Genomic DNA, 22,789 nt, shown 5'->3' with positions numbered 1-22,789 from the left:
CGGTTCAAACTGTTGCCAGAGCCGCCAGCACAGCGGCCACCCGCTGCTCTCGCCCACTGCGCACCACCACGTATTTCACACCTGCCTCAATCAACGCCGCTTCATATAAACCAAACAGCCAATCCCGATCAGTCGGATTTTCGCGCAAAGGGTCGGGCTCCCACGGGATATCCGGTGCGACCAATACGTGCAACGCATAGTCATGCGCGGGCCATTGAGCCGTGATTTCCTGCGGACAATGGCCAAACCGTACTTCTGCCCAGATTTTGCAGACCAAACCGTTGGTATCACACACCAGCCAGTCTTGATCCGGTAACACGCCCTGCTCTACCGCCCGCTGGCCGTGAGCAATGGCGACGATATCGTCCAGCACATAATCGCTGTTGCCCTTGGCCGCAAAATACTCACGGACATATTCCGGCACCCAATCGCAGCCCAAGGCGGCGGCCAGATCACGCGCCAGCGTGGTTTTACCGCTGGACTCCGGCCCGACGATAGCGATTTTGCGCGTCATTGCCCGCGAACCTCACGTCGCCATTGCCACCAGCCCCACGCCGCCAGAACGGCCAGGATGATATAAAGCACGGCAGTCAGTTGCAGCGATTTGTGCCAGTAAACCCCGGCCGCGACCGTGTCGAGCACAATCCAGTACGGCCAGTTTTCGATCTTCTTGCGCGCCTGCATCCATTGCGCCAGCAAACCGAACACAAAAATGCCCGAATCCAGCACAGGCACATCCGTGGGCAAGAAATGCACCTGCATGGTCGCCACGCCCGCCGTGCATGCCACGCCCAGCAGATTGATCCAGACCCATTCTCGGCGTGACATATGACTTATCGGCAAGCTGCGCGTACTGCCGGTATCGCTGACCGGTTTGCGCTGCCAACTCCACCAGCCATACACCGCCAGCGCGGCGTAGACAAACTGCAACACACTCTCGCCAAACAGATGCGCATCCAGAAACAGATAGACGTACAGCAAACTGGCAACCAGTTGCAAAGGCCAGGTGAGCACATGCCCGCGTGTAGCCAGCCAGATGCCCAGCAGCGTGGTCACAAAACCAATAATTTCAAGATTGCTCATGCCTGAACTGACCTTTGCAATGGCGTTTCAAAATGGAGTGGGATGGTAGCACGCACAGATAGTCACGCCGTTTGGCGTGGCCGCTTAGGGCAAATCGTGCAAAAATATTGCAGTGGCATTTTTTTGGCGCCACTACAAATGCTACAACCTTGGTACAACTTGGCTACAGCGGCTTTGGCGACAAGCCTGGCCAGACTTCCCGTTTATCGCCACCCAGCCGGAGAGCGCCCATGAACTCAATTGCATCAGGATTGCTGGCCGCCGCTGCTCCCAGCCTGATAACGGGTGCTGCCGGGTTGCCGGTGCAGGCCGTGGCGAAGACGGTTGGCACTGCGGCCACCGTGGTCGGCACAGCCGTCAGTGCCGTGGGTAGTGGCGTGAGCGCTATTGGCTCGGGCCTGGTCAGCATGGGCCGCACGATTGATACATTTGCCTGACTATAGCCGCTAACCGGATTCGATCCGGCTTTATCAAATCTCATTCCAAAACAAAACCCCGGCTCGTCTGACCCGGGGTTTTATTTTGGTGGTTTATTGCCCGATCAGGCAGAGACAACCATCAATCCTTCTCAAACAACGCCATCGATTCCACATGCCCGGTGTGCGGGAACATGTTTACGATGCCTGACGACTTGAGCGTATAGCCCTTGTCATTGACCAGGATGTTGGCATCGCGTGCCAGCGTGGATGGGCTACAGGACACATAAACAATGCGCTTGGGGCCATGTTCGGCACTGATCGACTTGACCAGCTCCATGGCGCCATCGCGTGGCGGGTCGATCAGCATTTTGTCGAAGTGACCGAGTTTATCGAGCCATTCTTCAGTCATTTCGAACAGGTTGGCGACCTTGAAATCAGTCAGGTGTTCCAGTTGGTTGTGGCGGGCACCTTCAAAAGCGCGGTCGACCAATTGCTGCAGACCTTCCATACCCAGCACCTTGGCGCCGCGGCGGGCGATCGGCAGGGTGAAATTGCCCAAGCCGCAGAACATGTCGGCAATGACTTCGCCCGGTTGCGGATCAAGCAAGCGAATGGCCCGTTCCACCATGACGCGATTCACCGCGTGGTTCACTTGGGTGAATTCGGTTGGCTTGAACGGCATGGTGATGCCGAACTCGGGCATCTGGTATGTGAGCGGCGGAGCATCCAGCGGGTACAACGGGTAAGCGGTGTCCGGGCCTTTGGGTTGCAGCCAGATTTGCACGCCCCACTGGTCGGCATAGGCCTTGAAGTGAGCTTCGTCTTGTTCGTTGATGGCTTCCATATTGCGGAACACCAGCACGGTGATGTTCTCGCCAATGGCCAGTTCAATTTGTGGCATGCGATCCACAATCGACAACTTGCCTACCAGTTCACGCAGCGGAACCAGTTGATCGGACATCGACTTGGGTAGCACATGGCATTCAGTCATGTCGGCGATGAACGATGAGCGCTTTTCGTGGAAACCCACCAAAACGCCGCCCTTTTTGGCAACGTAACGTACCGACAAACGCGCGCGATGGCGATAGCCCCATTGCGGGCCGTAAATGGCTGGCAGCAAGGTTTCCGGCTTCACACTACCAATGCGCTGCAGATTGTCTTCCAGCACGCGTTGCTTGGCAGCGACCTGGGCCGTGAACTCCATATGCTGCAAAGAGCAGCCACCGCATACGCCAAAGTGCGGGCATTGCGGCTTGGTGCGCATAAAGCTTTCGTTATGGATTTGCAGCGCCTGCGCGTTCTCGAAAGCAGGCTTTTTGCGATAGCTGTTATAGGTGACCGTTTCAAACGGCAGTGCGCCGTCGATAAAAATGGTCTTGCCCTCAACATGGGCAACGCCGTGACCTTCGTGGTCCAGCGATTCAATCCGGGCTTGCGGCATGGTGATTAGTCTAATGGACTGACAAAACAGACAATTATACCTGCGCACATGACGATGGTGCTTGCAGATCGCCCAACGCGGGCCTGGGCTGACGCCGGGCAACAAAAAAACGGAGCCTTGGCTCCGTTTTTACACACTGCGATACGGCCGGATTTCAGAAGCGCAAATCCTTGGGCAGCCATTCATCACGAGGCGGCATATCACCGGTTTTGCTGAAGGCGATGCCATCGGGTTTCATTGGCAAGTAGATCTTGCCCGCCAGCTTGTAGGTAGGCACTTCGTCGGGCTTGAGTACACGTAACTGCTTGATCAGCTGCGAGATATTACTGATCACATCAATATGCACCGTCGCCTCACCCAACGCCGGAATGGTCAGCGCTTCGTTGGAAACACCCTGCGCCATTTCCTGGCCATTCACCGTGAGCCGCGCTTCCAGCCCGGTCACTGGCACCGAAATATTGTTGGGGTTCTGGATCGTCAGCGCCAGAGTAAAGCGCTGCTGCAAGAAATTGGCCTGTTTCAGGGTAATGCCAGCCAGAGAAATGCGCGGTTTTTCCCAGTTCATGGGCAAACCACCACAGCTGGCCAGTAACAGCGCCAGCATCAGTACCAGCATCAGTACCAGCAAACGCCGCATGTTCAGTGCTCCCTGACCAGTTGCGCAAAACGCTCGGCGATCTCGCCTTGCATGGGCAAGGCGCCGGGGGTTTCCGGATGCACGACTGCCACCGTCACTTCGGCCTCTGCCACCACTTTGCCGTTATCGGCCCGCACGATTTTCTGTTCCACAATGACATGCCGTTCGCCCATTTCACCCGAGCGGGTTTCCACCACCAGCAAATCGCCCATGGTGGCGGGCCGTTTGTAGCGGATGTCGATGCGGCTCACCACCAGGGCATAGCGTCGTTGCATGAACCATTCGAGGTCGCCATGCAGTTCCATCATGTTCCAGCGGGCTTCTTCCAGGAACTCAAGATATCGAGCGTTATTCACGTGGCCATAAAGGTCGAGGTGATACCCGCGAACCTTGATCTCGGTACGATACGGCATTGCAACTCCATCTGATTTCTGTGAACTGCAGTACAGGAGCACTGCGGGAACCAAACCAAAACGAACATGCTCTTTGATAAATCCGCGGGTGTTAGGGATAATCCCGAGACCACCGACAACCATACTTACATAAAAAGCAGCATCGCTCCAGATGGACCTGCGCCACTCCAAACCTTTCCGGATCACGCTTTTGCTGATTACGGCGTTAATCGCCGTCGTCGGAATCGCGCCCTGGTTCCTGCAAGCGGACTTTGCCCAGAACGCATTGGTCGCCCAAATGGAACACGATACCCAGCGCACGCTCAATGTGCAGGGGCGAACCCGGCTTGTCTTGTTACCGCGTCCATCGCTGCTGCTGGACAAGGTAACACTGACCGAGCCGCACAGTACGCAAGTGTTTGCGCAGGCCGAACATGTGCGCGTGGAGTTTTCGGTATGGCCACTGTTACGCTCGCGCTCGGTGGTGGTACACCGGCTGGACGTAGATCATCCGCAGGTGCATATCGAACGCCAGCCTGATGGCACCTACAACTTTGATGATCTGCTACGAAAACGCGATGTGGGCAGCGGTATCAATTTTGATATCGACCGTGTGGCATTCAGCGATGGCGATCTGGCCTACCGCGACAACGGTTTGAATGAAAACTTCCGCCTGACCAATCTGCAATGGAACATGGACAAGCTGGGCGATCCGAAAAACGGTGAACTCGCGCTGGATGGCGAGTTGCAGGTCGGCCCCCCGCAAGCGCTGCAATGGCATGGCAAGATCAAAGGCACCGCGGCCATGCGCTATCACGCGCAGGAACGGCGCCTGCTGGTGGCCGATTTGCGCCTGGACATCACCCAACAAGGCGATAGTTCGCCCTCCTTGAAGGTGGCCGATTCGCAAATCACCGCCATTGGCAATCTGGTTTATGGCTGGCAACCGCTGCGACTGACCGGTGGCGATCTGCGTCTGAGTGCATCAGGCAAACGCGCCGGGCAAAGCTGGACTGGCGAGCTGGATCTGCCGGAAATCGGCGTAGTGCATAACGTGATTTCGCTTAACCGCCTCAAGTTGCAGGTGGATATGCAGAGCCCGGGCAATCGGCTTTCGGCGCAAATGATGGTGCCCAAACTGTCTGGCAACCAGGGCGGTGTGCTACGCGCCGATGCCGCCAGCATCAACGTGGCACTCAATAGCCCAGGGCAGAAACTGACTGCCAAATTTGTCAGCCCGCTGGAAATGCAAGGCGGTACCCGCTTCTCATTGCCCGCATACAACCTGACCGGCAGTTACAGTAACGCCGCTTTGCCGCGGGGCGAAATCGGCCTGCAACTGGCTGGCAACAGCACGCTGGATTTGCGCTCGGAATTTTTGCATCTGGCCAGCCGCGGGCAGTTGGACCACGAACCGGTTTCGATGAGCCTGGGCGTGAATGATTTTGTCTCGCCCGAATACCAGTTTGACTTCAATATCAGCAAGCTGGACCTCACGCCGTATCTGCCGGTGGTCAGTGAAGGCGCCAAACAGGTCGACCCCAGCAAAGACCTCGACTTTACCTGGCTGCAGCACGCCCGCGCCCAAGGTCAGGTGCGGATCGGCGAGCTGGTCGTGAAGAACCTGCACGTTGACGACATCGCAATGAGCTTCAACGCCAAGGATCGCAAGCTCACACTCGATCCGCTGCAGGCGACCCTGTACGAAGGGCAACTGACCGGCAGCATGGAAATCGACACCTCGGGCGACCAACCGGCATTTCACGCCCGCCAGCGCCTGACGGACACCAATATCAACACGCTGCTGGTTGACGTGCTTGATACCAGCCGCTTTGAAGGGCGGGGCCAGGTTGATCTGGATATCTCCGGCCGTGGCACCTCGCTGGAAGACTTGCGCCGCACCACTAACGGCAGCGCTCATCTTCAGCTCAAAGAAGGGGCGATTCGCGGTATCGACGTTGAAGCGCTGCTACGCAATACCAGCAAGCAGCTGGCGTTACTGGGCGGCGATATTACCCAGCCCGCCGATCTGGATGCGCGTACCCGCTTCACCCAACTGCAGGCCAGTTTGCAAATCAAGGACGGCGTGGCACGCAATAGCGATCTGGCCGTTGCTACCGGCGTTATCAAGCTCACCGGCAATGGCGCTATCGACCTTGGTCAGGGTTATATCGATTACCAGATGCAGGCCACCGCCAACTCACGTGTGCCGGAACTGGCCAGCCTGGCCGGGTTGACGCTGCCCATTACTTTGTCTGGTCCGCTGGCTTCGCCGGACTATCACGTCGAATACGGTGACGTGAAAGAGCAATTCATCAAACGCCAGAAAGCCGCTGCCGAAAAAGCTGAAAAGGCCCGCGCGGCAGCCGCCAAAGCCGCTGTCAAACCGGCCAAAGCAGGCAAATCCGCACCACCCACCGCTGTTTCCCCCAAGAAGAAGCCCTGAACCTCATGCCAGCAACATTTGCCGAACGTTTGCTGGCCTGGCACGCCACGCATGGTCGCCATGACTTGCCTTGGCAAGTGAGCGACCCGTACCGCGTGTGGTTATCAGAGATCATGCTGCAGCAGACGCAGGTCACCACCGTCATCGGCTACTACCAGCGTTTTCTGGAGCGCTGCCCAACCGTGGCCGATCTCGCCGCCGCATCGCACGACGACGTTATGGCACTGTGGGCTGGCCTGGGCTACTACACCCGCGCGCGCAATCTGCACGCGGCCGCAAAAAAAGTAATGGCGGATTTCGGCGGCGTTTTTCCACGCACACCAGAAGATATCTGCAGCCTGCCGGGCGTGGGCCGCTCCACCGCCGCCGCCATTGCCGCGTTCAGCTACCAGACTCGGGCAGCAATACTTGATGGCAACGTCAAACGCGTGCTGGCACGTTGGGCCGGAATTGACGGCAACGTCGCCAGCAAAGCCATCGAGACCCGCATGTGGGCGCTGGCAGAATTCTTGTTGCCAGCAGCGGCAGATATGCCGGCGTACACCCAAGGCATCATGGATCTCGGTGCCACGCTCTGTACGCCCAAAAAGCCCGCTTGCCTGACCTGCCCGCTCAACGAAGATTGCGTAGCCCGGCGCGAGGGTCGTCAACTTGAACTGCCGGCTCCCAAGCCCAAAAAGAAAATCCCGGAGCGGCAAACCGTGATGTTGCTGGTGTCAGATCACGGTCGTTTGCTGCTGGAACAACGCCCGCCTACCGGCATCTGGGGCGGATTGTGGTGCCTGCCGGAAACCAGCACGACGCTGGCAGCAGAACAGGATTTTCAGTCACGCTTTGGTTTGCAGATTGAGCTGGAGCCCAGCCTGCCCGAGCTGGTTCACGTCTTCACTCATTTCCGGCTGACCATCACGCCGCAACCGGCCCGGGTTTTGGCGACAACTGGCGTGCAAGCCAGCAATACCCGCTGGTTTACCCGCGAAGAAGCCCTCGCTGCAGGCATTCCTACGGCCCTGCGCAAACTGCTGTTGCTACCGTCTATATAAGCAATTTCCAATTTTCTAAATAAACCCGATAAACTTACAAGAAAAGCTGACAGAGCGCAGTGCCCTGCCGCCCAACAAGGGCTATGCTGCGCCAGACCAATCAGTCGTATCAAACGAACCTGATTTGGCATGCAGCTAAAAAAGACGAATTGCATCAATGATGTAGTCATCCCCCAAGGAGGGGATATGCGTGAGGATGTGTGGGACGTTGTGATCGTTGGTAGTGGCATTGCCGGGCTTTCGCGAGCCTGGGTCGCACTGCAACGAGGTTTAAGCGTAGCGCTGCTGGAAAGTGGCGTTGACGGTCACGCGCCGGCCGAAGCCGGATTGATTCTGCAAAACGGGCTGCCACCGCAGCTACTGCCGCTCACCCGCCCCAGCCGCGAGCGCTGGCACCGCATCCCCACCGCCCGGGCGCAATCCGCCGGTTTGTCGCTGTTGCAACGCGACGAGCTGGAAGCCAAAGTCCTGCGTGAATGCCTCACCGGCGCAGTCCGGCACGCCAATCCGGCGCCGGGTTGGTCGTTCGAAGAATTGGCCCACGGTGATTTGCAACTGGCGCTGCGCACCCTCAAGCACTGGCTAAGCCAGCACATCGATTATTTTCCCTGCCGCACCATTCTCGCGGTGGAAAAAGGCTGCGTTTACACCCTGAACGGCACCATGCGTGCTGACCGCGTAGTGGTGACTGCGGATGCGTGCTCGCAGTGGCTACCGCATGAATGGCAGAACACGGAAGAAACCGTGGCAATAAGTAATCCGGCATCATTCGATCTGGAACGCACCCGAGCACTGGCCAACGCCATGCATGCTGCACCGGGCATTGCTACCACCCAGCACTGACCATCCTTCCTGAACAACATGCCGCCGGATTGCTGCGGCCTGTATCCGCTACGCCCAACCTGCCAGGCGCCTGGCTTTCCCTCGCTGTTTATCCCCTAAAAAATGCCGCCTTCAGCGCTGCCAGATGTAACGTGATTCCGGTATCCTTGTTGGTTTTCAGCCGCTCTCAAGGATAAGCACCATGCCGGTCAATCTGCCTGCACTCGATCCGTCCAGTCTTCACCCGGTTGCCGGGGTTGAATTGGGCATTGCCTCCGCCGGTGTCAAAACTGCTGGCCGCAAAGACGTGCTGGTCATCCGATTGGCCGCCGGTAGCCGTGCTGCCGGTGTGTTTACCCTGAACAAATTCTGCGCCGCACCGGTACGCCTGTGCCGCGAGCATCTGGCCGCACGTGGCGATATCCGCGCGCTGGTCGTTAACACCGGCAATGCCAATGCCGGCACCGGTGTCGATGGTCTGGCTCGCGCTCAAGCCATTTGTACGGCTTTGGCCGGGCAAATGCAGATTGCACCGGAGCAAGTGCTGCCGTTTTCTACTGGCGTGATTCTGGAACCGCTGCCGCATGAAAAGATCATCGCGGCCCTGCCCGCCGCGCTGACAGACCTGCAACCAGCCCACTGGGCGCAAGCAGCCCAAGCCATCATGACCACCGACGTGGCGCCCAAGGCGGCCAGCCGCCAGGTACAGATTGATGGCAAAACCGTCACCGTCACCGGTATTTCCAAAGGCGCGGGCATGATCCATCCCAATATGGCGACCATGCTGGGTTATGTAGCGACCGACGCCGCTGTTTCGCAAGAACTGCTGCAAAAGCTGGTGGCGTGGACTGCGGATCGCTCGTTCAACAGCATTACGGTGGATGGCGATACCTCCACCAACGACAGTTACATCCTGATCGCCACCGGCCAGTCCGGCGCGGCTGAAATCACCAGTGAAACCAGCGCCGAATTTGCCGTGCTGCGCGACGCGGTGCTGGATGTGGCACAAACTCTCGCCCAAGCCATCATTCGTGATGGTGAAGGCGCGACCAAGTTCATGACCATCAACGTGGAAGGCGGCACTTCGCGCGAAGAGTGCAAAGCCGTTGGTTATGCCATTGGCCGCTCGCCGCTGATCAAAACCGCGTTCTTCGCCAGCGATCCCAATCTGGGCCGCATTTTGTGCGCTATTGGTTATTCGGCGGTGCCCGATCTGGATGTCGACAAGCTGGAAGTGTGGCTGGGCGACGTGCTGGTCGCCAAAGACGGCGGCCGTGCGACCAGCTACACCGAAGAACAAGGCAAGCGCGTGATGCAGGAGGCGGAGATCACCATTACGGTGAAACTCAATCGCGGCGCTGAAAATGCCACCATCTGGACCTGCGACTTCTCATACGACTACGTAAAGATCAACGCGGACTATCGCAGCTAACAACCCATACCCCGGCGCCAGTCTGGATAGATAGCAGTATGTTTATCAACGGCCCTGACTTGCCCATATGGCAAATCAGGGCCGTTGTTTTTGTGGCCAACTACAACGCCATCACCCTCGGCAGTATCTGCTCTAGTTGCTGCCGTAATGCGCTGGAAGCCGGCGTCATGGGCAAACGCAATTCATTGCGGATCAACCCCAGCATTGCCAGCGCTGCTTTGACCGGGGCGGGATTGGGCTCGCTGAACAGCAGCTTGATCAGCGGTGCCAGCGCCTGCGCAATCGCCCGCGCTTGCGGCAATTCGCCAGCGCCGACGTGCGCCAGCATTTTGCGATAAAGATCGGGGCGGATATGTGCCGCGGCCGAAATACCACCATGCCCACCCAGACAGGCCGTGATGAAGATCAGATGATCCTCGCCACTCAATACTTTTAGCGGCGTTTGTTCGATCAAGGCAGTCAGTTGCGCCAGATTGCCGCCACCACTTTCCTTGATCGCCACAAACTGGGGATTGGCGGACAGCGCTTTGACTGTGTCGATTTCAATATTGACGCCGGTGCGATACGGAATGTTGTAGAGCACGATGGGCAACCTGGTAGCCGCAACCAGCATTTCAAAATGCAGGCGAATCCCGGCCTGGGACGGTCGCACGTAGGCTGGCGCGCTAATCAACAAACCGTCAGCACCATGCCGTTCCGCTCGCTCAACCAAGCCAGTCATTTCGGCGGTATTGCTGCCACTGATGCCCATCAGCACCGGTGTTTTTCCGGCCGCCGCTTTGACCACTGCCAGTTGTTCAAATTGCTCGGCCTCGGTTTGGGTGGCCGCTTCGCCGGTTGTACCACAGACCACCAGACCATCCACGCCGCGTGCCAGCAAATCCAGCGTCAGTTTTTGCATAGCAGGCAGATCAAGCTTGCCGTGATGAAATGGCGTAACCAAAGGCACCCAGATGCCGCTAAAGGCAGTGACAGGCGTGGTGGTCGTTGAGGGTGAAACAGGGTTTGTGGTACTGGGGACAGTCATCATTGCCTCTCTGGATAAACGAAATTTGCGTTGTCAGCAGCCCATTGCGGTGGCGCCGGGGATTCTGCAAAGGTCGTCTAAGGCAAGGTGATCTGGCAGTCCCGTTGGCGCTCGCGCAAACGGGACACAGAGCCCGTCAGCGGAGCATCTGTTTTTTCGATTTTTTACCGGCAGACACGCGCACGCCAGCAGCCCCATAAAGGGAACACACAGCAGCGGAAACGGGCAGGGTCTGGTTCACGATGGTGATCGGTATTGGGTCGGTGACAGCAGCAACTGTAGCTGCGCCGAAGGTGCCGTGTAAAGCCTGCTATGAGTGGGATAACCGGAATCGGGCAACGCATGCGCGCCAGGCAAAGCGGTCAGAACCAGTCCCGGCCATCTACTAACGAGCAAAATTATCATGATAAAACATATAGATAGATGATTTATCGAGATTAAATCATCGCGATGGGGTCGAGCCTGCTCGCCTGAAAGTGTACGCTTGAGTCCATTTTCTTCATTTCTTCCGTTACGAGCATCCAACATGGCGCATCCACTGGACCCCCATTTCGAGAAACTCACCGCGCAACTGCAAAGCCTGATCTCGCGTCTGGAATCTGCGCTGCCACCGGCGCCGCCCGTAACTGATTGGTCTGCCAGCGCTTATCGTTGGCGCGTCAATAATGGTCATCGCTACCTGCAGGCGATCAAACACGTCCACAAAATTGGCCTGGATGATTTGCAGAACATCGAACCGCAAAAGCATCGGCTGGTTGAAAATACCCGCCAGTTTGTTGCGGGAAAGCTGGCTAACAACGTATTGCTGACCGGCTCGCGTGGCTGCGGCAAGTCGTCGCTAGTCAAAGCAGCCTGGAACGAGTTTCAACCATCCGGTCTGCGTTTGATTGAAGTCGATAAAGCGCATTTGACCGATCTGCCCGATATCGTGGCGCTAGTGGCCGATCGTGCCGAAAACTATCTGGTGTTTTGTGATGATCTTTCGTTTGAAGAAGGCGATTACGGTTATCAGGCACTCAAGACTGCACTGGACGGCTCCATTGCCGCGCCCAGCGCCAATGTGCTTATTTATGCGACATCCAACCGCCGCCATCTGGTGCCGGAATATTTCAGCGAAAACGAACAAACCAAACACGTGGGCGATGAAATCCACTTTGCCGAAGCCATTGAAGAGAAGATCGCGTTATCCGAGCGCTTTGGTCTGTGGCTGTCGTTCTACGGTTTCAGCCAGCCGGAATATCTGAACGCCGTGCGCCACTGGCTGAGTCACTTTGGGCAACCGGAATGGAACGACGAAGTGGAGCGTGAAGCTTTGAACTGGGCCTTGGGGCGCGGGGCTCGCAGTGGCCGTATCGCCTGGCAATTCGCGCGGGACTGGGCTGGCAGCCACTGAGCCACCGGCCAACGGGGAGCGCTTATCGGCTTAATGCCGCTGGTTGCGGCATGGGCTCGACAAAGCGCACCGTTTCGCCAAGGCAAGGCGTAAACAGGTTGTAGAACTGTTGCAGGGTACCTTCAGACATGACTTTTGGCGGCACGCCGATCAGATGCCGGGCAGCATCTTCCATTGAGTCAGCGCTTAATGGTCGCACTTTGCCAGCGGCAAAAAATGCTGGCCGACCACTACCCCGCAATCCTTCGACCAGTTCCTGCAAGCTATTGGGCAAGGCGTCGCGCACCAGATACCAGCCATCCTCCTGCACGATCAGGACCTGCACCAGCAAACCCCACGCCTGGCCATTTTCCACCCGTACCGGCGATGCGGCCACAATGCTGCAAACGGTCCAGGGTGAACGGGCGAGCGCAGCAAGCAGCCGCCAGCTTTGTTCGACAGTAACAGGCTGGATTTCAGTAATTTGCTGTGACACGATGGGCAACCGGGTTAAGAAAATCATTACTTACAAAAGTTAAAAGCCAAGATGATCTTAGTAGTTTTAAACACGATTGCATACATTCACATGAGCCATGGAGCGATGACATGAGCGGCAATGAACGTATCGTTGATGTCGCCGTGGGCATTCTGATTCAGCCTGACGGTCGTTTCCTGCTCGGCAGCAGACCAGAGGGCAAACCGTTTGCGGGCTTCTGGGAGTTTCCCGGCGGCAAGCTGGAGGCTGGCGAAACCGCTCTGGACGCGCTCAAGCGCGAATTGCATGAAGAAATGGGCATAACGGTCACTAAGGCGACACCCTGGCTGACTCAGAGTTTTACCTATCCTCACGCTACCGTGCGGCTGCACTTCTTCCGGGTCACCGGCTGGGAAGGTGAATTGCAAGCCCGCGAAGGTCAATCGTTTGCGTGGCAAGCCAACCGGACTCTGTGCGTGTCGCCGATCCTGCCCGCCAATGGCCCAATCATGCGCGGCCTGCAATTGCCCGCCACACTGGCACTGTCAAACGCGGCTGGGCTGGGCGTCGAGCCATGGCTTGCCCGCTGGCAAAGTGCGCTGGAAAACGGTATGCAATGGCTGATACTGCGCGAACCGCAGTTATCGGCCAACGCCTATGGCGATCTGGCGCAACAGGTCATTGCCCTTGCTCGCCGCCATGACGCCAAAGTACTGCTGCATACCCACGCCGAGCTAGCTCGCGATCTACGCGCAGACGGTGTCCATTTACCGGCCCGCATTGCGGCCCAGTTCAGTCAGCGGCCACGTGGGCTGGATTGGGTAGGCGCTTCGGCGCACAACCCGGCAGAGCTGGCGCAGGCGCAGCGCATCGGGGTCGATTTCGCCATGGCTGGACACGTGCAGGCCACGACCAGTCATCCCGATCAAGCTCCGATGGGTTGGACGGGCTTTGCAGAACTCGCCGCCCAGGGCTGGCCGTTTCCGCTCTACGCCATCGGTGGTTTGCAAGCGAGCGATGTCAGCATCGCCCAGCAAAACGGCGCTCACGGTATCGCATGGTTGTCTGGGGCATGGCTGTGAATTTGCGCAGCATCGCCAGCGCTAGCGCAGCCATTGCCGTTGGCGTGTTTTTCCTGGTCTGGAGTCTGGGCTGGATTCATCCTGGAAGCAGTGCGCCGGTGGCGCAGGTTGAAGCCGCCTGCGCCGATCTGACCCAGGGCTGCCAGTTTGTATTGAACGGGAAATCATTCGCGGTAAAAAGCGATCGCCCGATCAACCCGGCACATCCCTTCACATTGATTTTGCAAGGCGAACCGCTCAAACAGGCAAGCGCAAGCTGGCAAATGGTGGGGATGGAGATGGGGCCGAACCGCTTTCATTTTGCCGCGACGGGGAGCAATCAATGGCAAACCCAGACTGCATTGCCATTCTGTACCCAGGCGCGGCATGACTGGCAACTTACCCTGAATCTGGATGGTAACAACGTCATCTTGACCACTCAGTCCCGCTGAGTGTGACCCATTGCGCATTACTGTTGTAAGGCTGTTACGGCATAATTGTGGATATGAAAACCCGGTCCCGCTTTCTTTTATTGCTCACGGTCGCCCTCGTTGCCACGCAGGTGCTTGCTGCCTCGGTCTATCAATGGCGCGATGACCACGGCAATTTGTTTTTCAGCGACACCCCGCCCAATCATGTCCAGGCACAAACGCGTACCATCAAGCCAAACGTAATGGATGGCCGCAGTAATGCCAGTGCCGCCGCTGCAGCGGCTTCGGGCATCAAACTGTATGTGATTGAAAACTGCCCGCCGTGCACGGCTGCGCGCGATCTGCTCAACACCAACAAGGTGCCGTACGAACTGCATTCAATCACCGGTTCGCAGCAAGAGGTGTTGGCGTTCTATAAATTAACTGGGGAAACCACCAGCCCCTTGCCTGTGCTGGCGGTCGGCAAAGACATATATAAAGGCTGGGATCTGACTTTATGGCAGGCCGTCTTGACCAAAGCCGGTTATTCCGCTGAAGTACCGCCTGAAAAGCCCTGAACACACGTAAAGCGTGACCTGAACACTCACCGCGTCGGCCATGGCCGGCGCGTTGTCTTATGGATGCCCCGATGCAATTTGCCACCTGGAATGTCAACAGCCTGAAAATCCGCCTGCCGCAGGTACTGGAATGGCTGGCAGCCAATCCACAAATCACCGCGCTGGGATTGCAGGAAACCAAGCTGGAAGACCATGCCTTCCCGCAGGCGGAGATTGAAGCCGCTGGATTTCACGTGGTGTTCGCCGGGCAAAAAACCTACAACGGTGTCGCCATTATTGCGCGCGCCCCGCTGGAAGAAGTCGTCGTCAACATTCCTGGTTTTGGCGATGAACAAAAACGCGTAATCGCCGCCACCGTCAACGGCATCCGCTTTGTTTGTGCGTACATCCCGAATGGTCAGAGCCTGGACTCAGATAAATATGGCTACAAGCTGAACTGGCTCAAGGCGTTTACGGATTGGTTACAAGCTGAACTGGTGAGCCATCCGCAACTGATTCTGGGTGGCGATTACAATATCGCCCCGGAAGATCGCGACGTGCATGATCCTGCCAAGTGGGAAGGCCAGGTACTGGTGTCCGGGCCAGAGCGCTCGGCATTTCGCCAGTTGGTGGCATTGGGGCTGACAGACTCATTCCGCTTGTTTGATCAGGCCGAAAAATCCTTCAGCTGGTGGGATTACCGCATGTATGGCTTCAAGCGTAACGCTGGCCTGCGGATTGACCACTTGCTGGTGTCCGCCGCGCTCAAAGACCGCATCATTGCCTGCAGCATCGACAAAGAGCCGCGCCGCCACGAACGGCCGTCAGACCATACGCCCGTGATCGTAACGCTGGCCGACTAAGTCCCTCTCGCGTCTGGCTAGCAGTTATAACGCGCTGGTGCTGGCCGCTGCGTATTAATGACATCGTCAAGATCGTTCACGACCAGCGACAGCAACCCGGCGTTGGTGCAGAATGAGCGCGTTCAAACAAAACTCGCCTGTATTCATATGGATAAAGCAAAACTCCTGTCCGGTAGCAGCCTGTTTTGCGAGCTGACCCCGGATGAACTGGAAGGTCTGGCCCAGCATGCCGAATTACGCACCGTGCGGGCCAAGCAAAGTGTCATCTCCCAGGGTACGCCCGGTGATGAAATGTATGCCGTGCTGCATGGTCGGCTCAAGGTTGTGCGCAGCACTGAAGACGGCCGCGAAGCCACGTTAAGCCTGCTTGAAGCCGGGGAAGTCTTCGGTGAACTCGCGATGCTCGATGGTGGCATGCGTTCGGCTGGCGTTGAGACACTGGAACCCTGTGAGCTGCTGGTCTTGCGGCGCGAATCGGTGATGGCATTTCTGGAAACCCATCCAAAAGTAATGCGCCAGTTGATCGCCGCGTTGTGCCAGCGCCTGCGTTCGGCCGATGACCTGTTGCAGGACACGTTGTTCCTGAATTTGCCGCAACGCCTGGGCAAGATGTTGCGCCAGTTGGGCGAGCAGCATGGCGATCAAACCGATCGCGGTGTGTTGATCGATCTGAAACTGACCCAGCAGGAAATTGCCAATCTGGTCGGTGCCAGCCGTGAATCAGTCAACAAGCAGTTGAATGTGTGGGTGGATGACGGCCTGGTCGATCTGTCAGGTGGCTATCTACGCCTGCTCAAGCCGGATGAATTGCCGCACTGAGCCTCCTTCGTAGCAACAAAAAACCCGGCCAATGACCGGGTTTTTTGTTGCTCGCGCTGCGGACAACTGGCGCGGTTAACGCTGGGCGATATTGCCGCCGATATCGTGCCACGAAAACAGCGCCTTCCATGAGCCATAAACCAGATTGGGATAATCGGGCTTGCCCAGGCTGCCGTTGTAGCGGCCCAGCGCACGGAACAAGTCGCCGTTCTCCACATCCAGGTAATAACGCAGGATGGTGCAGCCGTAACGCAGGTTGGTGTTGATATCCAGCAGGTTCTGGTCAGTGGTACCAATCTGGCGCACCCAGAACGGCATCACCTGCATCAAGCCGCGTGCACCCACGCTGGAGATCGCGTAGCGATTAAAGCCGCTTTCGACATTGATCAGACCGAGCACCATTTGCGGGTCGAGCCCGGCGCGGGTGGCTTCGTATTGCACGGCCACCAGCAGCTTGCGGCGCATGAATTCATCGGGGATCTTTTTGGTGAGGCGCTGCGACATTTCGGCCAGCCAGGCATCACCTTCGGCCTTGTTATCAAATACCAGCCGCGGCTGAATGCCATCGCCCACCGAACGGGCCATGGCCGACTGTACGGACGTGGACAACGCCTCTTCTTTCTGGGCACCCGCGAAGGCGAAACAGGAACAGGCTAACAAACAGATAAATAAGGCTTTTTTCACTGGAAACACATCAAGACAGCACAATGGCGCGAATGTAAGCCCGCCGGGCAAGCTGGTCAATGCCTTATAGCTGGCAATGCGTCACGCTTACCCGCTCAAGCCAGCAGTGTTATGGCTTCTGGAAGCGGTAACACTGGTGGATACGCTTGTTGCGGAAGTCTTCCGGGATGGATTGCTCGGTGATGTCCTCACATAAAGGAATCAACGCTTCGTCCATTTTGAAGGTGCGCAAGTTATTGGAAAAATACAACACTCCGCCCGGATGTAACAAATCCAGACAGCTTTCCACCATCCAGCGGTGGTCACGCTGCACGTCCAGCACGCCTTGCATCTTCTTGGAGTTGGAGAACGACGGCGGGTCCAGAATGATCAAGTCAAACAACCAGCCACCATCCAGCGTTTCTTCCAGGTACTGCAAGACGTCGGTGCGCACGCGGCGATGGGCCGGGTTGTCGAAACCATTGAGCGCCATATTGCGCGCGGTCCAGTCCAGATATGTGTTGGACAGATCAACCGAGGTCGTCGCTTTGGCACCACCCGCCGCCGCGTACACCGAAAACGCGCCGGTGTAACAGAACAGGTTCAGCACGCGTTTGCCCGCTGCTTCCTGGCGCACGCGCTGGCGGGTGTTGCGGTGATCCAGGAACAAGCCGGTATCCAGATAAGCATCCAGGTTCACCAGGAACTTGAGCCCGTGCTCTTCGACCACGAACTGTTCGCTTTCGACTTCATTCTTCTCATACTGACTCACGCCACGCTGGCGGGCGCGGGTTTTGATAGCGACCAGGTCTTCATCGATCCCCAGGGCATCGGCAGTGGCGTACCAGATATCCGACAGCCACTCTTCGTGCGCCTCTTCGGTCATTACCCAGCCGGTATCGTATTCCTGCAACTGCACATGGCCGTCGTACCAATCCACAATCACCGGAAACTCAGGCACGTCGCGGTCGTACAAGCGAAAACAACTGATGTCTTCCTTGCGCGCCCATTTGCTCAGGCGTTTGAAGTTCTTGGCGAGCCGGTTACTGTAACTGGCGATATCAGGCATGAATTCGTATCCGGTATGCCCGCGCAGCTCAGACGCAACGCGTGGCGATCAATGCAAAAAACAATAGGCGAGGTACGGCAGTTTTGCCGTCGCACTCGCCAGAACAGGTTACACAGGGCAACTGGTCAGATAGCCAGTTGCCGGTCAGATCGGGTTACGGCTAGACAACGCCAGCAGTCGCTTGAATACGGGCTCCGGCACATATTGCCCAACAACGCCCTCCCACCCTTCCGGCCCGACCAAGCCTTTAACCATGGTAGAGCTGACCTCCGCAATCTCGCGCGGTGGCATCAAAAAGATGGTGTCGATATGGGGCGCCAGATCCGCATTCACATAGCGCATTTTGCGCTCGAACTCGTAATCGGCCGCCTCACGAATCCCGCGAATGATGTAATCCGCATTCAGGTCACGCGCGTAATCAACCAAGAAGCGGTTCTCAAACCGCTCTACCCGCAAATTGGGCAAATGCTGGGTTGATTCACGCAACATCGCCAGGCGTTCTTCGACACTGAACGTGTAGCGTTTATCGGGATTCTCACCGATCGCTACGATCATTTCGTCGAATAAACGCACACCGTGTTCGATCATCCATAAATGGCCATTGGTCACCGGATCGAAGCTACCGGCATAAACGCCACGCCGCATGTCATTTCCTTTCCAGACGCGAGCCGCCACTATAACATCCTCGAATGTTAAACAAAGATGACTTCAATAAATCCTGGGTATGTATTAACTATAAATTCACATAAGAAGTTGGGGGAATGACCGTGGTTCGAACTCTGCTTGCACTTGCCTTCTCTGTAGCAACCCTCGCATATGCCGATATCAATATCGGCGAATCGGTTCCCACCTCTGGTCTGGCTGGCGATACTGGCAAGGCATTGGCTTTGGGTGCCTCAATCTACTTTGGCCGTGTGAATGCCCAAGGTGGCATCAACGGTGAGCATATCAATCTGATCACGCGTGATGACGGCTACGATGCGGCGCGCACGCTGGCCAATACCCGCGATCTGATCGATAAAGAAAACGCCGTCGCTCTGATTGGTTACTACGGCACCACCCCGCTGCAGGAACTGATCAAATCAAAGATTCTGGATACCTCCGGGATATCGCTGGTGGGCGCCTATACCGGCGCTGACAGCGTACGCACTGGCGCCAGCGCATATTTCTTCCAGACGCGTGCTGGCTACACCCAGGAAGTCGAAAAGATCGTGTCCTTGTTGAACGACCATCTGGGCGTAACGCGCATTGCCGTGCTGGCGCAAAAAGATGGCTTCGGTGAAGCCGGCTATGCCGCGGTGAAGGAAGAGTTGGCCAAGCGCAAACTGACGTTGGCCGGCGAAGGCTGGTACGACAAAAACAGCGGAGACACTAACGCAGCCGCGCAAGAACTGGCCAAGGTCAACCCGGAAGCCATCATCATGGTCGCGATTTCCAAACCTGCCGGCACCTTTGCCAAGCAATACAAGGCGCTGGGTGGCACTTCGCAACTGTACGGCTTGTCGCCCATTCAATATGACGAAGTGACCAAGCTGGTAGGTATCGGCAACGCGCATGGCATTGGCTTGTCGCAAGTCTTTCCGGCACCTACCAACGCTCAACTGAAGCTGGTGCGAGACTTCCAGAAAGACGCCGAACCGTTTCTGAAGACCGGCGATTATCCAAGCTACGCCTTGCTGGAAGGCTATATCTCGGCCCGCCTGGTGACTGAAGCCATCAAACGCGCTGGTAAAACACCGACTCGTGCCAGCGTCTATGCCGCTCTCAACAACATGAAGCGGTTCGACCTGGGCGGCTTCATCGTCGACTTCAGCGACAAGAAACGTCTGGGCTCAAACTTTGTTGAACTGACGATGATCTCGCCTACCGGCACGCTCACTCGTTAACGTTTGATAATGTATGTCTTTGAAGAAAAAACCGGCCACCTTGCCGGTTTTTTTTATCTTTGTCAGCCATAGCCTACATTCGAATGCGGCAATTTCATTGAAACCTTCCACAGATCATTTCGTCGAACCAGATATGGCGACACGCCACTTATCCCAACCGTGACATCAAACGTGACAAGGAGAAAACACGATGATTTCAATCAAAAGTGCGATTGCAACCTGTGCCCTTCCACTAGCCCTGCTGGCTCACCAAGTCATGGCCGACGATATGGCCCAGCCTTTGCAGCCCCAGCAAACTGAAAACGGTGGTAGCTATATCAGTGGCGGTGTTGGCGATGAAGAAATGACCCAACTCAAATCGTCCCGCAGTGATTACAACCTGCATGTACTGTTTACCGGCAAAGGTGGCGAGTTTGAGTCCGGCGTCAAAGTTCAGGTGACCGGCGCCAAGGGCCAGATAGTGCTGGATACGACCACCACCGGCCCTTACCTCTACGCCAAACTCCCCGCAGGCAAATACAAGATCAACGCCACGCTGGATGACAAGGTGCAAAGCCGCACCGTCCAGGTCGCAAGCCGCGGTGGCGGGGACACGCATATTGTGTTTTAAGTTAGAGCAAAGCCAAATACAAAGCCCTCGCAAGCCGGGGGCTTTCAATTTTGAAATACACAACACACCGTCGTTCAATAGTTCGGGCCGGAATCTGCCATCCCCCACCCGAACTCAGAGTACTTCTCCAGCTCAATATCCCTTCATACCGTTAATATCGGGCGCACTGCGCTTTGCCAAAACACGGCTAGCTGATGGAGAGATGGCTATTTATTTTCGAGCAGGTGCCTTTTTATTCATTACAAATATGTCAGATGAAAATTATACAAGTTGACAATTGACTTACATCATTGAACAACAGGATCAGAAAGTAGCCTCCTTCCGCCGCTTGTAGCATGACCAGATCAGCCAGTCTGATATATCAAAGGTCAAACAGGAGGAAGATTAAATGTCAACCGCAAAACAATATCCAGAAAGCCACACCAGGCGCTTCGCCTTATTATCGGCAGCATTAGCCCTTGCACTCAGCGCCTGCGGTGGTGGCAACAGTTACGAAGATGGCTTGGTAACTCCAACGCCAATCCCGACTGAAGCCCCCAGCCCAACTCCAAACCCTGAATCTCAACCCACTCCGACTCCAACCATCAATCCAGACTCCGCACCGACTCCCACACCAACATCTCAGCCAACATCTCAGCCAACACCTACACCAACACCTACACCAACCCCGACGTCCAACCCGACACCCTCTCCCAACGAATTCACTCAAAGCTCGGTAGCAATGGCCAATCCAGTGGCATCCAGCAGTCTGGCGCTGTTCAACCTGGAAGGTTACGCGCAAACCGCAAATGTCACCGGCGGCGGGGTGATTGCCGAAACCAGCGCCAATTACTGCAAAGTAGGGAATGCTAACCAGTTCACTGCGGCTATCAACAACATCAAGACAACGGCAAAGACCCCCTGCAAAGTTATCGAAATCACGGCTGACCTGAACCTTGGCTGGAACGAGATCGGTACCGCAAATCAGACTGGCAACATGAGTTCGAACAATCCATCCACCCTGCCGGCAACAACGCTTACGACCATGCGGGCGGCTGGTACTTCCCTGATCAACATTCAGTCATTCAGCGGTCTGACGATCTTTTCGAAGAATGGCGCGACCATCCGTCACGCCGAGTTCAATATCAAGAACGGCAGCAACATCATCCTGCGCAATCTGAAGTTCGCCGAGATGTGGGAATGGGATGAGGGAACCAAAGGCAACTACGACAAGAACGACTGGGACTTCATCACCACTGGCGACGGTGGCGGTGTAGTGAACGGCGTGTGGATCGACCATTGCACGTTTACCAAAGCCTATGATGGCATCACCGACATCAAGGGTGCTTCAAGTGCAACCGGAGGCACTACGGGGGTGACCATTTCGTGGAGCGAGATCGTGCTGGAAGACCCGGCGTTCATGCGGCACGAGTTCGATGCCATCGAAGCTGATCGCGCCAATAATCCGATGTACGACTACCTGCGCAAGGCAGGCTTCAGTGAAGCTGACATCATCCGCGTCGCTACGCCCCAGAAGAAGAACTCGCTGGTTGGTGCGCTGGACCTGAAAGAGTCCAGCGTTTACACCGTTACGCTCCATCACGACTACTTCAAAAACCTCCAGGATCGCATGCCCCGACTGCGCAGCGGCGATGTTCATATCTACAATTTGTATGCGGACAGTTCGGATAACCTGTTGACAAAGCAATGGCGGGACAACATCGTCAGCCTGGACCCGCAGTTATCCAAAGACCTTGATGGCAAGGGCGGCACCCAGAAGTACCACTTCGAAATCATCTCCAACGGTTCCATTTCCACTGAGGGTGGCTCCATGGAAATTGCAAAGAGTGCGTATCTTGGGGTGCTAACCCCCTTGCGCAACAACCAGTCAGACCCATCCAATCCAGCCTATACCGGCGCGATCCGGGCATTCGACGTCAGGCATGACTTGCTGGCTTCACAAATGCCATTCGCATCCCAACAGTCAACGTATACAGACACGCTCGGCAATGTCTGGGCGACTTGGGAAGGTAATAGTCATGGCGCTGGCTCGACACTTGGGCCACTTCAGGCACCGGAAATCCCGTTTGTGTGGCACAACGGTACTCCGGCCTATACCGCGCACATGCATGAAGTCAGTCAGTTGAAGGATCTGCTCAGTGGCCCCAACAGCAAGGTGGGTGCCGGCCGGATTGCAATGACCAGTGCGCAGTGGCTCAGCCCCACAAACTGATTTTTTTCTGAAAATCCTGGAAATAAAAAAACGGCATCGCCAGATGCCGT

General features: G+C 56.5%; 24 protein-coding genes. 14 read left to right on the top strand and 10 right to left on the bottom strand.

Features of this window, described 5'->3' with window-relative positions; genetic code table 11:
- Positions 1-4: 4 nt before the first annotated feature.
- Both P4L78_RS05015 and pnuC read right to left on the bottom strand, forming a co-directional pair.
- The gene (locus P4L78_RS05015) at positions 5-514 is read right to left on the bottom strand and encodes an ATP-binding protein (RefSeq protein ID WP_309327139.1); all 510 of its coding nucleotides are present in this window, start codon (positions 512-514) and stop codon (positions 5-7) included.
- Positions 511-1,083: a nicotinamide riboside transporter PnuC gene (gene pnuC, locus P4L78_RS05010; RefSeq protein WP_283148289.1), complete on the bottom strand. Its 573-nt coding sequence runs from the start codon at positions 1,081-1,083 to the stop codon at positions 511-513. Before pnuC ends, P4L78_RS05015 begins: the two co-directional genes overlap by 4 nt.
- 230 nt (positions 1,084-1,313) lie before the next feature.
- Here pnuC and P4L78_RS05005 point away from each other — a divergent pair, with 230 nt between their 5' ends.
- Entirely contained in the window at positions 1,314-1,520 is a 207-nt protein-coding gene (locus P4L78_RS05005) for a hypothetical protein (RefSeq protein WP_283148288.1), read from the top strand.
- A 121-nt stretch (positions 1,521-1,641) separates the two neighbouring features.
- On the opposite strand, the gene rlmD is transcribed toward P4L78_RS05005, so the two are convergent.
- The 3 genes from rlmD to P4L78_RS04990 form a co-directional block, all read right to left on the bottom strand.
- A complete protein-coding gene (rlmD, locus tag P4L78_RS05000) occupies positions 1,642-2,943 on the bottom strand; it encodes a 23S rRNA (uracil(1939)-C(5))-methyltransferase RlmD (RefSeq protein ID WP_309327138.1) in 1,302 nt (433 codons plus the stop codon).
- A 154-nt stretch (positions 2,944-3,097) separates the two neighbouring features.
- Complete coding sequence (locus P4L78_RS04995; RefSeq protein WP_309327137.1) at positions 3,098-3,580, bottom strand: LEA type 2 family protein; 483 nt, start codon at positions 3,578-3,580, stop codon at positions 3,098-3,100.
- A 2-nt stretch (positions 3,581-3,582) separates the two neighbouring features.
- A complete protein-coding gene (locus tag P4L78_RS04990) occupies positions 3,583-3,993 on the bottom strand; it encodes a thioesterase family protein (protein WP_309327136.1) in 411 nt (136 codons plus the stop codon).
- Between the two features lie 151 nt (positions 3,994-4,144).
- Between P4L78_RS04990 and P4L78_RS04985 the strand changes: the two genes are divergently transcribed.
- From P4L78_RS04985 to argJ, 4 genes are all read left to right on the top strand, one after another.
- The gene (locus P4L78_RS04985; protein WP_309327135.1) at positions 4,145-6,418 is read left to right on the top strand and encodes an AsmA family protein; all 2,274 of its coding nucleotides are present in this window, start codon (positions 4,145-4,147) and stop codon (positions 6,416-6,418) included.
- Between the two features lie 5 nt (positions 6,419-6,423).
- Positions 6,424-7,461 (top strand): A/G-specific adenine glycosylase, encoded by a 1,038-nt coding sequence (gene mutY, locus P4L78_RS04980; protein ID WP_309327134.1) that lies wholly within the window; start codon positions 6,424-6,426, stop codon positions 7,459-7,461.
- 186 nt (positions 7,462-7,647) lie between these two features.
- Entirely contained in the window at positions 7,648-8,304 is a 657-nt protein-coding gene (locus P4L78_RS04975) for an FAD-dependent oxidoreductase (protein ID WP_309327133.1), read from the top strand.
- A 181-nt stretch (positions 8,305-8,485) separates the two neighbouring features.
- On the top strand, positions 8,486-9,715 hold the full coding sequence (argJ, locus tag P4L78_RS04970) for a bifunctional glutamate N-acetyltransferase/amino-acid acetyltransferase ArgJ (RefSeq protein ID WP_283148281.1): 1,230 nt from the start codon (positions 8,486-8,488) through the stop codon (positions 9,713-9,715).
- Positions 9,716-9,815: 100 nt separating this feature from the next.
- Here argJ and dapA read toward each other — a convergent pair whose 3' ends face one another.
- Positions 9,816-10,745: a 4-hydroxy-tetrahydrodipicolinate synthase gene (dapA, locus tag P4L78_RS04965; protein ID WP_309327132.1), complete on the bottom strand. Its 930-nt coding sequence runs from the start codon at positions 10,743-10,745 to the stop codon at positions 9,816-9,818.
- A 523-nt stretch (positions 10,746-11,268) separates the two neighbouring features.
- Between dapA and P4L78_RS04960 the strand changes: the two genes are divergently transcribed.
- On the top strand, positions 11,269-12,135 hold the full coding sequence (locus P4L78_RS04960) for an ATP-binding protein (RefSeq protein ID WP_283148279.1): 867 nt from the start codon (positions 11,269-11,271) through the stop codon (positions 12,133-12,135).
- Positions 12,136-12,157: 22 nt separating this feature from the next.
- Here P4L78_RS04960 and P4L78_RS04955 read toward each other — a convergent pair whose 3' ends face one another.
- The gene (locus P4L78_RS04955) at positions 12,158-12,610 is read right to left on the bottom strand and encodes a hypothetical protein (protein WP_309327131.1); all 453 of its coding nucleotides are present in this window, start codon (positions 12,608-12,610) and stop codon (positions 12,158-12,160) included.
- A gap of 110 nt (positions 12,611-12,720) precedes the next feature.
- Between P4L78_RS04955 and P4L78_RS04950 the strand changes: the two genes are divergently transcribed.
- The 5 genes from P4L78_RS04950 to P4L78_RS04930 all read left to right on the top strand — a co-directional run bounded on the left by P4L78_RS04950 (position 12,721) and on the right by P4L78_RS04930 (position 16,299).
- Positions 12,721-13,671 (top strand): Nudix family hydrolase, encoded by a 951-nt coding sequence (locus tag P4L78_RS04950; protein ID WP_309327130.1) that lies wholly within the window; start codon positions 12,721-12,723, stop codon positions 13,669-13,671.
- The gene (locus tag P4L78_RS04945) at positions 13,662-14,102 is read left to right on the top strand and encodes a hypothetical protein (protein WP_309327129.1); all 441 of its coding nucleotides are present in this window, start codon (positions 13,662-13,664) and stop codon (positions 14,100-14,102) included. The genes P4L78_RS04950 and P4L78_RS04945 overlap by 10 nt, the downstream gene beginning before the upstream one ends.
- A gap of 53 nt (positions 14,103-14,155) precedes the next feature.
- Entirely contained in the window at positions 14,156-14,638 is a 483-nt protein-coding gene (locus P4L78_RS04940; protein ID WP_283148275.1) for a glutaredoxin family protein, read from the top strand.
- Between the two features lie 71 nt (positions 14,639-14,709).
- Positions 14,710-15,480 (top strand): exodeoxyribonuclease III, encoded by a 771-nt coding sequence (gene xth, locus P4L78_RS04935; RefSeq protein ID WP_283148274.1) that lies wholly within the window; start codon positions 14,710-14,712, stop codon positions 15,478-15,480.
- Between the two features lie 57 nt (positions 15,481-15,537).
- Positions 15,538-16,299 carry a Crp/Fnr family transcriptional regulator gene (locus P4L78_RS04930; RefSeq protein ID WP_283148273.1) on the top strand — a complete coding sequence of 254 codons (762 nt, stop codon included), beginning with the start codon at positions 15,538-15,540 and terminating at the stop codon, positions 16,297-16,299.
- A 75-nt stretch (positions 16,300-16,374) separates the two neighbouring features.
- On the opposite strand, the gene P4L78_RS04925 is transcribed toward P4L78_RS04930, so the two are convergent.
- From P4L78_RS04925 to coaD, 3 genes are all read right to left on the bottom strand, one after another.
- On the bottom strand, positions 16,375-16,992 hold the full coding sequence (locus tag P4L78_RS04925) for a lytic transglycosylase domain-containing protein (RefSeq protein WP_283148272.1): 618 nt from the start codon (positions 16,990-16,992) through the stop codon (positions 16,375-16,377).
- 100 nt (positions 16,993-17,092) lie between these two features.
- Positions 17,093-18,031: a class I SAM-dependent methyltransferase gene (locus tag P4L78_RS04920; protein WP_309327128.1), complete on the bottom strand. Its 939-nt coding sequence runs from the start codon at positions 18,029-18,031 to the stop codon at positions 17,093-17,095.
- Positions 18,032-18,175: 144 nt separating this feature from the next.
- Positions 18,176-18,676: a pantetheine-phosphate adenylyltransferase gene (gene coaD / locus P4L78_RS04915; RefSeq protein WP_283148270.1), complete on the bottom strand. Its 501-nt coding sequence runs from the start codon at positions 18,674-18,676 to the stop codon at positions 18,176-18,178.
- A 116-nt stretch (positions 18,677-18,792) separates the two neighbouring features.
- On the opposite strand from coaD, the gene P4L78_RS04910 reads away from it, so the two are divergent.
- The 3 genes from P4L78_RS04910 (at position 18,793) to P4L78_RS04900 (ending at position 22,739) form a co-directional block, all read left to right on the top strand.
- Positions 18,793-19,917, top strand: a complete 1,125-nt coding sequence (locus tag P4L78_RS04910; protein WP_309327127.1) for an ABC transporter substrate-binding protein — start codon at positions 18,793-18,795, stop codon at positions 19,915-19,917.
- 190 nt (positions 19,918-20,107) lie between these two features.
- Positions 20,108-20,527 (top strand): hypothetical protein, encoded by a 420-nt coding sequence (locus P4L78_RS04905; protein WP_309327126.1) that lies wholly within the window; start codon positions 20,108-20,110, stop codon positions 20,525-20,527.
- 388 nt (positions 20,528-20,915) lie between these two features.
- The gene (locus P4L78_RS04900) at positions 20,916-22,739 is read left to right on the top strand and encodes a hypothetical protein (protein WP_309327125.1); all 1,824 of its coding nucleotides are present in this window, start codon (positions 20,916-20,918) and stop codon (positions 22,737-22,739) included.
- Positions 22,740-22,789: the final 50 nt, after the last annotated feature.

The organism is Silvimonas sp., assembly GCF_031291215.1.
GTDB lineage: Bacteria > Pseudomonadota > Gammaproteobacteria > Burkholderiales > Chitinibacteraceae > Silvimonas > Silvimonas soli.
This window is presented reverse-complemented; position numbering and strand designations above follow the sequence as displayed.

What these genes read in the sequence shown, in the direction of transcription:
- P4L78_RS05015 (WP_309327139.1), bottom strand. Translation starts at nt 514, where the DNA reads ATGACGCGCAAAATCGCTATCGTCGGGCCGGAGTCCAGCGGTAAAACC.
- pnuC (WP_283148289.1), bottom strand. Translation starts at nt 1,083, where the DNA reads ATGAGCAATCTTGAAATTATTGGTTTTGTGACCACGCTGCTGGGCATC.
- P4L78_RS05005 (WP_283148288.1), top strand. Translation starts at nt 1,314, where the DNA reads ATGAACTCAATTGCATCAGGATTGCTGGCCGCCGCTGCTCCCAGCCTG.
- rlmD (WP_309327138.1), bottom strand. Translation starts at nt 2,943, where the DNA reads ATGCCGCAAGCCCGGATTGAATCGCTGGACCACGAAGGTCACGGCGTT.
- P4L78_RS04995 (WP_309327137.1), bottom strand. Translation starts at nt 3,580, where the DNA reads ATGCGGCGTTTGCTGGTACTGATGCTGGTACTGATGCTGGCGCTGTTA.
- P4L78_RS04990 (WP_309327136.1), bottom strand. Translation starts at nt 3,993, where the DNA reads ATGCCGTATCGTACCGAGATCAAGGTTCGCGGGTATCACCTCGACCTT.
- P4L78_RS04985 (WP_309327135.1), top strand. Translation starts at nt 4,145, where the DNA reads ATGGACCTGCGCCACTCCAAACCTTTCCGGATCACGCTTTTGCTGATT.
- mutY (WP_309327134.1), top strand. Translation starts at nt 6,424, where the DNA reads ATGCCAGCAACATTTGCCGAACGTTTGCTGGCCTGGCACGCCACGCAT.
- P4L78_RS04975 (WP_309327133.1), top strand. Translation starts at nt 7,648, where the DNA reads ATGCGTGAGGATGTGTGGGACGTTGTGATCGTTGGTAGTGGCATTGCC.
- argJ (WP_283148281.1), top strand. Translation starts at nt 8,486, where the DNA reads ATGCCGGTCAATCTGCCTGCACTCGATCCGTCCAGTCTTCACCCGGTT.
- dapA (WP_309327132.1), bottom strand. Translation starts at nt 10,745, where the DNA reads ATGATGACTGTCCCCAGTACCACAAACCCTGTTTCACCCTCAACGACC.
- P4L78_RS04960 (WP_283148279.1), top strand. Translation starts at nt 11,269, where the DNA reads ATGGCGCATCCACTGGACCCCCATTTCGAGAAACTCACCGCGCAACTG.
- P4L78_RS04950 (WP_309327130.1), top strand. Translation starts at nt 12,721, where the DNA reads ATGAGCGGCAATGAACGTATCGTTGATGTCGCCGTGGGCATTCTGATT.
- P4L78_RS04945 (WP_309327129.1), top strand. Translation starts at nt 13,662, where the DNA reads ATGGCTGTGAATTTGCGCAGCATCGCCAGCGCTAGCGCAGCCATTGCC.
- P4L78_RS04940 (WP_283148275.1), top strand. Translation starts at nt 14,156, where the DNA reads ATGAAAACCCGGTCCCGCTTTCTTTTATTGCTCACGGTCGCCCTCGTT.
- xth (WP_283148274.1), top strand. Translation starts at nt 14,710, where the DNA reads ATGCAATTTGCCACCTGGAATGTCAACAGCCTGAAAATCCGCCTGCCG.
- P4L78_RS04930 (WP_283148273.1), top strand. Translation starts at nt 15,538, where the DNA reads ATGACATCGTCAAGATCGTTCACGACCAGCGACAGCAACCCGGCGTTG.
- P4L78_RS04920 (WP_309327128.1), bottom strand. Translation starts at nt 18,031, where the DNA reads ATGCCTGATATCGCCAGTTACAGTAACCGGCTCGCCAAGAACTTCAAA.
- coaD (WP_283148270.1), bottom strand. Translation starts at nt 18,676, where the DNA reads ATGCGGCGTGGCGTTTATGCCGGTAGCTTCGATCCGGTGACCAATGGC.
- P4L78_RS04910 (WP_309327127.1), top strand. Translation starts at nt 18,793, where the DNA reads ATGACCGTGGTTCGAACTCTGCTTGCACTTGCCTTCTCTGTAGCAACC.
- P4L78_RS04905 (WP_309327126.1), top strand. Translation starts at nt 20,108, where the DNA reads ATGATTTCAATCAAAAGTGCGATTGCAACCTGTGCCCTTCCACTAGCC.
- P4L78_RS04900 (WP_309327125.1), top strand. Translation starts at nt 20,916, where the DNA reads ATGTCAACCGCAAAACAATATCCAGAAAGCCACACCAGGCGCTTCGCC.